This is a genomic window from Gilliamella sp. B14448G11, from assembly GCF_016101765.1.
Classification (GTDB): domain Bacteria; phylum Pseudomonadota; class Gammaproteobacteria; order Enterobacterales; family Orbaceae; genus Gilliamella; species Gilliamella apicola_N.
Window position 1 is genome coordinate 127953 of the sequence record NZ_JACFPX010000003.1, and the last position, 12124, is coordinate 140076.

The 12124-nt window shown below is 39.3% G+C and carries 25 protein-coding genes; 23 read left to right on the top strand and 2 right to left on the bottom strand.

Annotated elements, in window-relative coordinates; all coding sequences use genetic code 11:
* Positions 1-5 precede the first annotated feature (5 nt).
* The 23 genes from rpsS (at position 6) to rplQ (ending at position 10998) form a co-directional block, all read left to right on the top strand.
* Positions 6-284: a 30S ribosomal protein S19 gene (gene rpsS, locus H3S88_RS03170; RefSeq protein WP_024496505.1), complete on the top strand. Its 279-nt coding sequence runs from the start codon at positions 6-8 to the stop codon at positions 282-284.
* Between the two features lie 13 nt (positions 285-297).
* On the top strand, positions 298-630 hold the full coding sequence (gene rplV / locus H3S88_RS03175) for a 50S ribosomal protein L22 (RefSeq protein ID WP_025314387.1): 333 nt from the start codon (positions 298-300) through the stop codon (positions 628-630).
* Positions 631-644: 14 nt separating this feature from the next.
* A complete protein-coding gene (gene rpsC, locus H3S88_RS03180) occupies positions 645-1382 on the top strand; it encodes a 30S ribosomal protein S3 (protein WP_025314388.1) in 738 nt (245 codons plus the stop codon).
* Positions 1383-1394: 12 nt separating this feature from the next.
* Positions 1395-1805: a 50S ribosomal protein L16 gene (gene rplP, locus H3S88_RS03185; RefSeq protein WP_025314389.1), complete on the top strand. Its 411-nt coding sequence runs from the start codon at positions 1395-1397 to the stop codon at positions 1803-1805.
* On the top strand, positions 1806-1997 hold the full coding sequence (rpmC, locus tag H3S88_RS03190; protein WP_025314390.1) for a 50S ribosomal protein L29: 192 nt from the start codon (positions 1806-1808) through the stop codon (positions 1995-1997).
* 1 nt (position 1998) lies between these two features.
* Entirely contained in the window at positions 1999-2259 is a 261-nt protein-coding gene (gene rpsQ / locus H3S88_RS03195; protein ID WP_025314391.1) for a 30S ribosomal protein S17, read from the top strand.
* Between the two features lie 194 nt (positions 2260-2453).
* Positions 2454-2825, top strand: a complete 372-nt coding sequence (rplN, locus tag H3S88_RS03200) for a 50S ribosomal protein L14 (protein ID WP_025314392.1) — start codon at positions 2454-2456, stop codon at positions 2823-2825.
* A gap of 10 nt (positions 2826-2835) precedes the next feature.
* A complete protein-coding gene (gene rplX, locus H3S88_RS03205; RefSeq protein WP_025314393.1) occupies positions 2836-3150 on the top strand; it encodes a 50S ribosomal protein L24 in 315 nt (104 codons plus the stop codon).
* Positions 3151-3167: 17 nt separating this feature from the next.
* Positions 3168-3707, top strand: coding sequence for a 50S ribosomal protein L5 (rplE, locus tag H3S88_RS03210; RefSeq protein ID WP_025314394.1), 540 nt, complete (start codon positions 3168-3170; stop codon positions 3705-3707).
* An 11-nt stretch (positions 3708-3718) separates the two neighbouring features.
* A complete protein-coding gene (rpsN, locus tag H3S88_RS03215; protein WP_025314395.1) occupies positions 3719-4024 on the top strand; it encodes a 30S ribosomal protein S14 in 306 nt (101 codons plus the stop codon).
* A 17-nt stretch (positions 4025-4041) separates the two neighbouring features.
* Positions 4042-4434 (top strand): 30S ribosomal protein S8, encoded by a 393-nt coding sequence (gene rpsH, locus H3S88_RS03220; protein ID WP_039129274.1) that lies wholly within the window; start codon positions 4042-4044, stop codon positions 4432-4434.
* Between the two features lie 11 nt (positions 4435-4445).
* Positions 4446-4979: a 50S ribosomal protein L6 gene (gene rplF / locus H3S88_RS03225; RefSeq protein WP_065738254.1), complete on the top strand. Its 534-nt coding sequence runs from the start codon at positions 4446-4448 to the stop codon at positions 4977-4979.
* A gap of 9 nt (positions 4980-4988) precedes the next feature.
* Entirely contained in the window at positions 4989-5342 is a 354-nt protein-coding gene (rplR, locus tag H3S88_RS03230) for a 50S ribosomal protein L18 (protein WP_025314398.1), read from the top strand.
* A 14-nt stretch (positions 5343-5356) separates the two neighbouring features.
* Positions 5357-5857, top strand: coding sequence for a 30S ribosomal protein S5 (gene rpsE, locus H3S88_RS03235; protein ID WP_025314399.1), 501 nt, complete (start codon positions 5357-5359; stop codon positions 5855-5857).
* A gap of 6 nt (positions 5858-5863) precedes the next feature.
* Positions 5864-6043, top strand: coding sequence for a 50S ribosomal protein L30 (gene rpmD / locus H3S88_RS03240; RefSeq protein WP_025314400.1), 180 nt, complete (start codon positions 5864-5866; stop codon positions 6041-6043).
* Between the two features lie 5 nt (positions 6044-6048).
* Complete coding sequence (gene rplO, locus H3S88_RS03245; RefSeq protein WP_039127711.1) at positions 6049-6483, top strand: 50S ribosomal protein L15; 435 nt, start codon at positions 6049-6051, stop codon at positions 6481-6483.
* Positions 6484-6491: 8 nt separating this feature from the next.
* Positions 6492-7832, top strand: coding sequence for a preprotein translocase subunit SecY (secY, locus tag H3S88_RS03250; protein ID WP_025314402.1), 1341 nt, complete (start codon positions 6492-6494; stop codon positions 7830-7832).
* Positions 7833-7858: 26 nt separating this feature from the next.
* The gene (gene rpmJ / locus H3S88_RS03255; protein ID WP_025314403.1) at positions 7859-7972 is read left to right on the top strand and encodes a 50S ribosomal protein L36; all 114 of its coding nucleotides are present in this window, start codon (positions 7859-7861) and stop codon (positions 7970-7972) included.
* A gap of 169 nt (positions 7973-8141) precedes the next feature.
* Positions 8142-8498 (top strand): 30S ribosomal protein S13, encoded by a 357-nt coding sequence (rpsM, locus tag H3S88_RS03260; RefSeq protein WP_025314404.1) that lies wholly within the window; start codon positions 8142-8144, stop codon positions 8496-8498.
* Between the two features lie 15 nt (positions 8499-8513).
* The gene (rpsK, locus tag H3S88_RS03265; protein ID WP_025314405.1) at positions 8514-8903 is read left to right on the top strand and encodes a 30S ribosomal protein S11; all 390 of its coding nucleotides are present in this window, start codon (positions 8514-8516) and stop codon (positions 8901-8903) included.
* A gap of 42 nt (positions 8904-8945) precedes the next feature.
* The gene (gene rpsD / locus H3S88_RS03270; RefSeq protein ID WP_025314406.1) at positions 8946-9566 is read left to right on the top strand and encodes a 30S ribosomal protein S4; all 621 of its coding nucleotides are present in this window, start codon (positions 8946-8948) and stop codon (positions 9564-9566) included.
* Positions 9567-9591: 25 nt separating this feature from the next.
* Positions 9592-10581 carry a DNA-directed RNA polymerase subunit alpha gene (locus H3S88_RS03275; protein WP_065738256.1) on the top strand — a complete coding sequence of 330 codons (990 nt, stop codon included), beginning with the start codon at positions 9592-9594 and terminating at the stop codon, positions 10579-10581.
* A gap of 27 nt (positions 10582-10608) precedes the next feature.
* Positions 10609-10998, top strand: coding sequence for a 50S ribosomal protein L17 (gene rplQ / locus H3S88_RS03280; RefSeq protein ID WP_198227608.1), 390 nt, complete (start codon positions 10609-10611; stop codon positions 10996-10998).
* A 168-nt stretch (positions 10999-11166) separates the two neighbouring features.
* On the opposite strand, the gene H3S88_RS03285 is transcribed toward rplQ, so the two are convergent.
* Positions 11167-11370 (bottom strand): SlyX family protein, encoded by a 204-nt coding sequence (locus H3S88_RS03285; protein ID WP_025314409.1) that lies wholly within the window; start codon positions 11368-11370, stop codon positions 11167-11169.
* A 51-nt stretch (positions 11371-11421) separates the two neighbouring features.
* Positions 11422-12093: a DNA repair protein RadC gene (gene radC / locus H3S88_RS03290; protein WP_198227607.1), complete on the bottom strand. Its 672-nt coding sequence runs from the start codon at positions 12091-12093 to the stop codon at positions 11422-11424.
* Positions 12094-12124: the final 31 nt, after the last annotated feature.

Consider the following 12124-nt stretch of genomic DNA (forward strand, 5'->3'; position numbering starts at 1 on the left):
TAGCTATGCCACGTTCTCTCAAGAAGGGTCCTTTTATTGACCTACACTTGCTGAAGAAGGTAGAGAAAGCGGTGGAAAGCGGGGACAAGAAACCAATTCGTACTTGGTCCCGTCGTTCAACGATCTTTCCTAATATGATCGGTTTGACCATCGCTGTCCATAATGGTCGTCAGCACGTTCCAGTTTATGTTTCCGACGAAATGGTTGGTCATAAATTGGGTGAATTCGCGCCGACTCGTACTTATCGCGGCCACGCGGCTGATAAGAAAGCTAAGAAGAAATAAGTAGGAGAAAGAGATGGAAACAATTGCAAAGTATCGCCACGCTCGTTCTTCTGCGCAAAAAGTTCGCTTAGTTGCAGATCTTATTCGCGGTAAGAATGTGTCTCAGGCACTTGATATTTTAACGTACACCAATAAAAAAGCGGCTGTACTTGTTAAAAAAGTATTAGAATCTGCTATTGCTAATGCAGAGCATAACGATGGTGCTGATATTGATGATCTAAAAGTTGCGAAAATTTTCGTAGATGAAGGCCCAACCATGAAGCGTATTATGCCTCGTGCGAAAGGTCGTGCAGATCGAATTTTGAAGCGTACGAGTCACATCACCGTGATCGTCTCAGATCGCTAGGCTGGAGAATAGCAATGGGTCAAAAAGTAAATCCAAATGGTATCCGACTAGGCATCGTCAAGCCTTGGACATCTACATGGTATTCGGGTACAAAGACATTCGCTGATAATTTAGAAAGTGATTTTAGAGTGCGTGAATTCTTGAACAAAGAATTAGCACAAGCATCAATCTCTAAGATTGTAATCGATCGTTCAGCAGAAACTAACGTTCGCATTACTATTCACACTGCTCGTCCAGGTATTGTGATTGGTAAAAAAGGTGAGGACGTTGAAAAATTACGTAATGCCGTAGCTTCTATTGTCAATAAATATAAAGACAAGAGAGAAAAACGTGATGTTGCAGTACAAATTAATATTGCCGAAGTTCGTAAACCTGAACTTGATGCTAAATTAGTTGCTGACAGCATTACTTCTCAGTTAGAACGCCGTGTTATGTTCCGCCGAGCTATGAAACGTGCGGTTCAAAACGCAATGAAAGCGGGTGCTAAAGGTATCAAAGTTGAAGTAAGTGGTCGTTTAGGCGGCGCTGAAATCGCTCGTAGTGAATGGTATCGTGAAGGTCGAGTACCTTTACATACATTACGTGCTGACATCGACTATGGTTTGTCTGAAGCATTAACAACCTATGGTATTATTGGTGTTAAAGTGTGGATCTTCAAAGGTGAGATCCTTGGTGGTATGGCTGCCGTTGAACAAGCAGAGAAACAACCTGCTGCTCAACCGAAAAAGCAGCGCAAAGGCCGAAAACAATAAGGAGCGTCGCTGATGTTACAACCAAAGCGTACAAAATTCCGTAAAGTGCACAAGGGCCGCAATCGTGGTCTTGCTGTAAGTACTGACGTTAGTTTCGGTACATTCGGTCTTAAGGCTGTGGGTCGTGGTCGTTTGACTGCGCGCCAGATCGAAGCGGCACGTCGTGCAATGACTCGTGCAGTTAAGCGTCAAGGTAAAATCTGGATTCGAGTTTTCCCTGATAAACCAATTACTGAAAAACCACTTGAAGTGCGTATGGGTAAAGGTAAGGGTAACGTTGAATACTGGGTTGCTCAGATTCAACCAGGTAAAGTCCTTTATGAAATGGACGGAGTACCGGAAGAAGTTGCTCGTGAAGCATTTGCGTTGGCAGCTGCAAAACTGCCAATTAAAACCACCTTTGTGATTAAGACGGTGATGTAAATGAAAGCAAAAGAGCTACGCGAAAAAAGCGTTGAAGAGTTAAATACTGAACTTCTTAATTTATTACGTGAGCAATTTAACTTACGTATGCAATTATCTGGGGGTCAGTTGAAACAGACTCATATGTTAAAACAAGTGCGTCGTAATATTGCACGAGTTAAAACGTTATTAACTGAGAAGGCGGGTGCGTAATATGACTACTGAAGTAAAAATTCGTACTCAGCAAGGTCGTGTTATTAGCGACAAAATGGATAAATCTATTACTGTAGCTATTGAACGTAAAGTGAAGCATCCGTTATATGGTAAGTTCATTAAACGTACGACTAAATTGCATGTACATGATGAAAACAACGAGTGTGGTATTGGTGATACTGTAGAAATTAAAGAGTGTCGTCCATTATCAAAAACCAAATCTTGGACTCTTGTTCGAATCGTTGAAAAAGCGGTTAGTTAATCTATTTGATTAAAAACTGCACATAATATAATAAACGGCTCGACGGCCGTTTATTTTATGCTATCCATTTTATTTGAGTGGTGTTATACTATGCGCCCTCACGTAAGTGGGTTTTTGGTTGTCTATTCTTATCCATGGAAGTTGAGGTGGATGAAGGTAGATTAGACAATAATTAATTTATACGGAGCATTAAAATGATCCAAGAACAGACTAGGCTAGATGTTGCCGATAACTCTGGCGCACGTAGCGTAATGTGTATCAAGGTTCTCGGTGGATCGCACCGTCGTTATGCAGCGGTAGGTGATATCATCAAAGTTACTATCAAAGAAGCAATTCCACGTGGTAAAGTTAAGAAAGGTGATGTACTTAAAGCTGTGGTAGTGCGCACTAGAAAAGGTGTTCGTCGTCCTGATGGATCTGTCATTCGTTTCGATCGCAATGCTTGTGTTATTTTAAATAATAACAGTGAGCAACCGATTGGTACGCGTATTTTTGGACCGGTCACTCGTGAACTTCGTTCTGAGAAGTTTATGAAGATCATTTCATTAGCACCAGAAGTACTGTAAGGAGCGGGTAATGGCAGCGAAAATCCGTCGAGAAGATGAAGTTATCGTGTTAACTGGTAAAGATAAAGGTAAACGCGGTAAAGTAAGAAGCGTTTTGTCTACTGGCAAAGTAATTGTTGAAGGTATTAATTTGGTGAAAAAACACCAAAAACCTGTACCTGCATTAAATCAAGATGGTGGAATTGTTGAGAAAGAAGCAGCTATTAATGTTTCTAACGTAGCAATTTTCAACCCAGCTACAGGCAAAGCAGATCGCGTAGGCTTTCGTATTGAAGACGGCAAAAAAGTCCGTTTTTATAAGTCTACTAATGAATTAATCAAATAAGTAATTTGGAGTGTACGATGGCGAAACTGCATGATTACTACAAAGCACAGGTAGTAAATAAACTGCAAGAACAGTTTGGCTACAAATCTGTCATGCAAGTCCCTCGGATCGAAAAGATCACCTTGAATATGGGTGTGGGTGAAGCAATTACTGATAAAAAATTATTAGATAATGCTGTTGCAGATTTAGCTGCAATCAGTGGTCAAAAACCACTAGTCACTAAAGCACGCAAATCAGTTGCTGGTTTTAAAATCCGTCAAGGGTATCCTATTGGTTGTAAAGTCACTTTACGTGGCGAACGCATGTGGGAATTTTTTGAACGTCTAGTTTATATTGCTCTTCCTCGTACTCGAGATTTTCGTGGTTTAAGCGCGAAATCTTTCGATGGTCGTGGTAACTATAGCATGGGTGTTCGTGAACAAATCGTTTTCCCTGAAATCGATTATGATAAAGTTGATCGTGTTCGTGGTTTAGATATTACTATCACTACTACTGCACAATCAGATGAAGAAGGCCGAGCTTTATTATCTGCCTTTAACTTCCCATTTCGTAAGTAAGGTAGGGCATAATGGCTAAACAATCAATGATTGAACGCGACAAAAAACGCGTAAAGCTAGCAGAAAAATATTTTGCAAAGCGTCAAGAATTAAAAGCGATTATCTCTGATCTTAATGCATCAGATGAAGATCGTTGGAATGCAGTGCTTAAATTGCAAACGCTTCCTCGTGATTCTAGTCCATCACGTCAACGTCGTCGTTGTCGTCAAACAGGTCGTCCTCATGGCGTCCTTCGTAAGTTTGGTTTAAGCCGTATTAAGGTTCGTGAATCAGCCATGCGTGGTGAGATTCCTGGTCTTAAAAAGGCAAGTTGGTAATCAGGGGAGTGTTATAGATGAGCATGCAAGATCCTATAGCAGATATGTTGACCCGTATTCGTAACGGTCAAGCTGCGAATAAAGTTGCAGTCACCATGCCTTCCTCTAAGCTAAAAGTGGCAATTGCCAATGTGCTAAAAGAAGAAGGTTATATCGGGGACTTTAAAATTGTTGGTGACACTAAGCCAGAATTGGAAATTACTTTAAAATATTTCCAAGGTAAAGCTGTTGTAGAAAGTATTAAACGTGTTAGCCGTCCAGGTTTACGTATTTATAAACGTAAAGATGAATTGCCAAAAGTTATGGCTGGACTAGGTATCGCAGTTGTTTCTACTTCTAAAGGTGTTATGACTGATCGTGCAGCACGCCAAGCAGGTCTTGGTGGTGAAATTATCTGCTACGTAGCGTAAGGGAGAAAAAAATGTCTCGTGTTGCAAAAGCACCTGTCGTTGTTCCTGCTGGCGTAGAGGTAAAACTCAATGGTCAGGTAATTACGATTAAAGGTAAAAATGGCGAGTTATCTCGCACAATAAATAATGCTGTTGTAATTAATCAAGAAGAAGGTCAAATTAAATTTGGTCCTCGTGATGGTTTTGCAGATGCTTGGGCTCAAGCTGGAACTGCACGTGCATTGGTTAACGCAATGGTTATTGGTGTTACTGAAGGTTTTACTAAAAAACTTCAGTTAGTTGGTGTCGGCTATCGTGCACAAGTTAAAGGTAATGCGATTGGTTTATCTCTTGGATATTCTCATCCAATTGAACATGAATTACCAGCTGGTGTAAAAGCTGAATGTCCTTCACAAACTGAAATCGTACTAACAAGTGCGGATAAACAGTTAATTGGACAAGTTGCAGCAGATATCCGTGCTTATCGTCGTCCTGAGCCTTATAAAGGTAAAGGTGTTCGTTACGCAGATGAAGTTGTGCGTACTAAAGAAGCTAAGAAAAAGTAAGGTAACACTATGGATAAGAAATCAGCTCGTATCCGTCGTGCAACTAAAGCGCGTCGCAAGATGCATGAACTACTTGCAACTCGCTTGGTGGTTCACCGCACTCCGCGTCATATTTATGCGCAGATTATCGCACCAAACGGATCAGAAGTACTGGCAGCAGCTTCTACGTTAGAAAAAGCTATCAGTGAAAGTTTAAAATACACTGGAAACAAAGATGCAGCGGCAGCAGTTGGTAAAGCAATTGCAGAACGTGCATTAGCGAAAGATATCAAAGAAGTTTCATTTGATCGTTCAGGTTTCCAATATCATGGTCGAGTTCAGGCGCTAGCAGATGCTGCTCGCGAAGCTGGCCTACAGTTCTAAGGTAGGAGTTAAAGATGTCAAACATCGAAAAACAAGCTGGTGAACTGCAGGAAAAATTAATCGCAGTTAACCGAGTTTCTAAAACCGTAAAAGGTGGTCGTATTTTTAGTTTTTCTGCACTAACAGTAGTTGGTGACGGTAATGGCCGCGTAGGTTTTGGATATGGTAAAGCACGTGAAGTGCCTGCAGCAATCCAAAAAGCAATGGAAAAAGCACGTCGTAATATGATTAATGTTGCTTTAAATAACGATACTTTACAGCATCCAGTTAAAGGTGCTCATACTGGGTCTCGTGTTTATATGCAACCAGCATCAGAAGGTACTGGTATCATCGCTGGTGGTGCAATGCGCGCTGTTTTAGAAGTTGCAGGAGTTCGTAACGTTCTAGCTAAAGCATATGGTTCAACTAACCCAATTAATGTGGTTCGTGCGACGATTGATGGCTTAGAAAATATGAAATCACCAGAAATGGTTGCTGCTAAACGTGGTAAAACCGTCGAAGAAATTTTGGGGTAATTAGCCATGGCAAAAACAATTAAAATTACACAAACTCGTAGTTCTATTGGTCGTCTACCGAAGCATAAAGCAACGTTAGTTGGTCTAGGATTACGTCGTATTGGTCATACTGTTGAGCGTGAGGATACTCCTGCGATTCGCGGTATGGTAAACCAAGTTTATTACATGGTTAAAGTTGAGGAGTAATAGTAATGCGTTTAAATACTTTATCTCCTGCTGAAGGTTCAAAGCATGCACCTAAACGTGTAGGTCGAGGCATTGGTTCTGGATTAGGTAAAACTGGTACTCGTGGTATTAAAGGTCAAAAATCTCGTTCAGGTGGTGGCGTACGTCGCGGCTTTGAAGGTGGTCAAATGCCTTTATATCGTCGTTTACCAAAATTTGGTTTTACCTCACGTAAAGCTCAAGTTACAGCTCAAGTTCGTCTTTCAGATTTAATGAAAGTTGAAGGTGATATTGTTGACCTAAATAGCTTAAAAGTCGCTAATGTGATTAATTCACAAATCGAGTACGCAAAAATTATGTTATCTGGTGAAGTAACTAAACCTGTAACTGTTCGCGGTATTCGAGTGACTAAAGGTGCTAAAGCTGCAATTGAAGCTGCTGGCGGAAAAATTGAGGAATAATTAGAAAGATGGCAAAGCAACCAGGATTAGATTTTCAAAGTACACGAGGCGGTAGCGGCGAGCTTAAAAGACGTTTATTATTTGTGCTTTTAGCGCTTATTGTTTTCCGTCTTGGTTCTTACGTTCCGGTTCCTGGTATTGATACTAAAGCGTTATCGGACTTACTAGAACAAGCATCATCTAATGGTATTGTAGGTATGTTCAATATGTTCTCTGGTGGTGCTTTAAGCCGTGCTTCGATTTTTGCTTTAGGGATAATGCCTTATATTTCTGCATCAATTATTGTGCAATTATTAACGGCCATTAGCCCTAAACTTGCAGAATTGAAGAAAGAAGGTGAGTCAGGTCGTAAGAAAATTAGTCAGTACACTCGTTACGGCACATTGGCTTTGGCGATGGTACAAGCTGTTGGTATTGCGACTGGTTTACCTAATATTCCTGGTTATGGTCAAGTGGTCATTGATCCAGGATTTTCTTTCTATTTTATTGCATCGGTTAGCTTAGTTACTGGCACTATGTTTCTTATGTGGTTGGGTGAACAGATCACGGAACGCGGTGTAGGTAATGGTATTTCAATCATTATCTTTGCTGGTATCGTTGCAGGTCTTCCTCATGCAATCTATGAAACGATTGAACAAGCTCGTTCTGGTTCATTGCATCCGATTTTATTATTAGTCGTGGCAGCATTAGTGGTTGGTGTGACTTATTTTGTTGTATTTGTTGAACGTGGTCAACGTCGTATCGTTGTCAATTATGCTCAACGTCAACAAGGTCGTAGAGTTTATGCGGCACAAAGCACACATTTACCATTAAAAATCAATATGGCAGGCGTTATCCCTGCAATATTTGCTTCAACAATTGTTATGTTACCATCAATGATGGCTTCTTGGTTTCAAGGAGATGGTGAAGGATGGAGATATATCATTGTTCTTATCGGACAATACTTCTCTCATGATCAACCATTATATATAATCTTTTTTGCAGCAGCGATTATCTTCTTTTGTTTCTTTTATACGGCGTTGGTTTTCAACCCAAGAGAGACAGCAGATCAGCTAAAAAAATCTGGTGCATTTATTCCAGGTATCCGTCCAGGTGAACAAACATCTAAATATATCGACAAAGTAATGACTCGTTTAACGCTGGTTGGCGCAATCTACATTACTTTTGTATGTTTGGTTCCAATGTTTATGACAAGTGCAATGAAAGTTCCGGTTCAATTTGGTGGAACTTCTTTATTAATTGTGGTTGTTGTAATCATGGATTTTATGGCACAAGTACAGACTTTAATGATGCCGAATCGTTATGAGTCAGTGTTAAAGAAAGCGAACCTTAAAGGCTACGGCCGATAAGTTAGCCAGAAGTTACGGAGAAAAACATGAAAGTTCGTGCTTCAGTCAAGAAATTATGCAGAAATTGTAAAATCATTAAACGTAATGGCATTGTTCGTGTTATTTGCGTTGAAGGTAAACATAAACAACGTCAAGGCTAATTATTTGGTTGCGAAGTTGTAACTTTTGCATATTTTACTTGCCAAAGTATAGTAAAGCTGGCTAGAATAGCCAGCCTAAATTTATTTGTAAAATCGCTGTTTGAGTATCCTGAAAACGGGCTTTTCAGTATAGTGATTTTACTAAACATTAACAATAAAGGAGTGCATAGTGGCCCGTATAGCAGGCATTAACATTCCTGATCAGCAACATGCTGTAATTGCATTACAAGCAATTTATGGTATCGGAAATACCCGCGCTAAGACAATTTGTGCTGAAGCTGGTATTCCAGAACATGTTAAGATCAGAGAACTATCTGAAGATCAGATTGAAAAGTTACGTGAACAAGTCGCTAAATTCACAGTTGAAGGTGATTTGCGTCGTGAAGTAACTATGAGTATCAAGCGTTTATTAGACCTTGGTTGTTATCGTGGCATGCGTCACCGTCGTGGACTTCCGGTTCGTGGTCAACGCACTAAGACTAACGCTCGTACCCGTAAGGGACCGCGTAAGCCAATCAAGAAATAATTGAGGTATAATTAAATGGCAAAGACACCTGTTCGTACACGTAAACGTGTTAAAAAGCAAGTTTCTGATGGTATAGCTCATATTCATGCATCATTTAACAATACAATCGTAACTATTACCGATCGTCAAGGTAATGCGTTGGGTTGGGCAACCGCTGGTGGTTCTGGTTTCCGTGGCTCTCGTAAGTCAACACCTTTTGCAGCTCAGGTAGCAGCAGAACGTTGTGCTGAAGCCGTCAAAGATTACGGAATCAAGAATCTGGAAGTTATGGTAAAAGGACCTGGTCCTGGTCGTGAGTCAACAATTCGTGCATTAAATGCAGCGGGTTATCGCATCACTAATATTACTGATGTTACTCCGATTCCTCATAACGGTTGTCGTCCACCAAAGAAACGTCGTGTTTAATTTTGTTAAACATTGAATGTTTAGGATTATTGGAGAAATAAAATGGCAAGATATTTGGGACCAAAGCTCAAATTAAGTCGTCGTGAAGGTACAGATTTATTCCTTAAATCTGGAGTCCGAGCGGTTGATAGTAAATGTAAATTAGAACAAGCTCCTGGACAACATGGTGCGCGTAAACCGCGTTTATCAGATTATGGTGTTCAGTTACGTGAGAAACAAAAAGTTAGACGTATTTATGGAATCTTAGAACGTCAATTCCGTAATTATTACAAAAATGCTGCGCGTATTAAAGGCAATACCGGGGAAAACCTACTTGGTCTTTTAGAGCGTCGTTTAGATAACGTTGTTTATCGTATGGGATTTGGTGCAACTCGTGCTGAAGCTCGTCAATTAGTTAGTCATAAAGCTGTTCTTGTTAATGGTCAGGTAGTGAACATTGCTTCTTATCAGGTTTCACCAGAAGATGTAATTAGTGTTCGCGAAAAATCAAAAAAACAAGCACGTATTAAAGCCGCTTTAGAGTTAGCTGAACAACGTGAAAAACCAACATGGTTAGAAGTTGATGCTAGCAAAATGGAAGGTGTATTTAAACGCTTACCAGAACGTTCAGATTTATCTGCTGACATCAACGAACATTTGATCGTCGAACTTTACTCTAAGTAAAGTTTAGCACTTAAGAGAGGACATAATGCAGGGTTCTGTAACAGAGTTTTTAAAACCTCACCTAGTTGATGTTGTTCAATACAGTCAAACTCATGCTAAAGTGACTTTAGAGCCACTTGAGCGTGGTTTTGGTCATACTTTAGGTAATGCACTACGCCGCATTTTATTATCATCTATGCCGGGACATGCAGTAACCGAAGTTGAAATTGACGGTGTTCTGCATGAGTACAGTACTAAAGAAGGCGTTCAAGAAGATGTGCTTGATATTTTGCTTAATTTAAAAAAATTAGCGGTTCGAGTGCATAATAAAGATGATGTTATGCTGACTTTAAATAAATCAGGTATTGGTGCTGTAACTGCATCAGATATCACTCATGATGGTGATGTTGAAATTGTTAATCCTGATTTAGTAATTTGTCATCTTACTGATGCCAATGCTTCAATTAGTATGCGTATTCGTGTACAACGAGGACGTGGTTATGTCCCTGCTTCTGCTCGTGTCAAGTCAGAAGATGAAGATCGACCAATTGGTCGTTTGTTAGTTGACGCATGTTATAGTCCTGTTGAGCGTATCGCTTATTCTGTCGATGCTGCTCGTGTGGAACAGCGTACAGATTTAGACAAACTTGTTATCGATATGGAAACAAATGGTACTATCGATCCTGAAGAGTCTATCCGTCGTGCATCAACAATTTTGGCTGAACAACTTGAAGCTTTCGTTGATCTACGTGATGTACGTCAACCAGAAGTTAAAGAAGATAAACCGGAGTTCGATCCAATTCTTTTACGTCCAGTAGATGACTTGGAATTAACCGTTCGGTCTGCTAATTGCTTAAAAGCAGAAGCAGTTCATTATATTGGTGATTTAGTGCAACGTACTGAAGTTGAGTTGCTTAAAACTCCTAATCTTGGTAAGAAATCACTTACTGAAATTAAGGATGTGCTCGCATCTCGTGGTTTATCTTTAGGCATGCGTCTTGAGAATTGGCCACCAGCAAGTATTGTTGAAGACTAAGATAAAATTTATAAGAAGGATAAAGTTATGCGCCATCGTAAAAGTGGTCGTCAACTGAACCGAAATAGCAGCCATCGTCAAGCAATGTTTCGTAACATGACTAGTTCACTTGTTGAACATGAAATCATCAAAACTACATTGCCTAAAGCAAAAGAGTTGCGTCGTGTTGTTGAACCGTTAATTACGCTAGCCAAAAGCGATAGCGTAGCTAATCGCCGTTTGGCATTTGCTCGTATCCGTGATAAAGATACAGTGAAAAAATTATTTTCAGATTTAGGTCCACGTTTTGCTACCCGTCCAGGCGGTTATGTACGTATTCTTAAATGTGGTTTCCGTGATGGAGATAATGCTCCAATGGCTTATATTGAATTAGTTGATCGCCCTGCGGTAGAAGAAGCAGAAGTAGCAGCTGAATAATTATAAAATCATTGTGTACAAAAACCGGCTATATGCCGGTTTTTTATTAGTAAAATAAATTTTCTGTTTTATAAGAGATTTAATTCTTAAGTAATGACTTATTAATTTTATTATTGAGTTTTGAGTTATAAATTAAAAGGGAATCCCTATAAGATACAGCAATATACATTAATAATGTGGCGGTGGGGTCTCTTCAGACAAGCTAGCAATATTTGATACTTGTGTTGCTTGAAGTTTTTGCGATAATAATGTTAATTGTTCTTTAAGTTTACTGATATCAGATTGTAGATTAACTACCATCTGATTTAATTCTTCAATGGTCATTTCTTGAAATGCAACTTTTGTTTCTAGTAATTCTAATTGATGTTTCATAAAGTGTTTTTGTGGATTCTATTCAATTTTTCATATTGTAAGCAAAAAGACCTATGAAATCCATCCTCGTTCGGCAAAAGAGACGTATTCCCCCTTACCTATTACAAGATGATCAACAATTCGGATATCAATTAGTTCACAAACTTGCTCTATTTTTTGAGTTAATACACGATCTGCTTGACTTGGTTCAGCCATCCCAGATGGATGATTATGCGCTAAAATCAAACCCGCAGCGTTATGTTGCAATGCTCGTCTAGCAACTTCTCGTGGATGCACTTCGACACAATTATAAGTACCAATAAACATTTCTTCAGATGTAATTACTTGATTTTGATTATTTAAAAAAACTACCATAAAAATCTCACGATCTTTATTTGCTAATCGACTAGCTAAGTAATGATGAGTTAAGGATGGTGAAGAAAGAAAGTTTTCGTTTGCCATTTTAACTTTAAGGTATCGGTGTGAAAGTTCAATGACTGCTTTTAATTGTGTGTATTTTACTGTTCCTAATCCATTTTTTTTACAAAATTCACTATGGCTTGCATTAATTAAATTATACAAAGAACCAAATTCACTTAATAATTTTTGCGATAACTGTAAAACAGGTAAGTTACGTGTACCAGTACGTAAAAATAACGCTAGTAATTCAGCATCACTTAATGTTTCTACTCCAAATTTCAAAAGCTTTTCTCTGGGCATTAATGTTGTGGGTAGTGAAGACATAATACAATTCCTATTATTCAAAACTGAATTA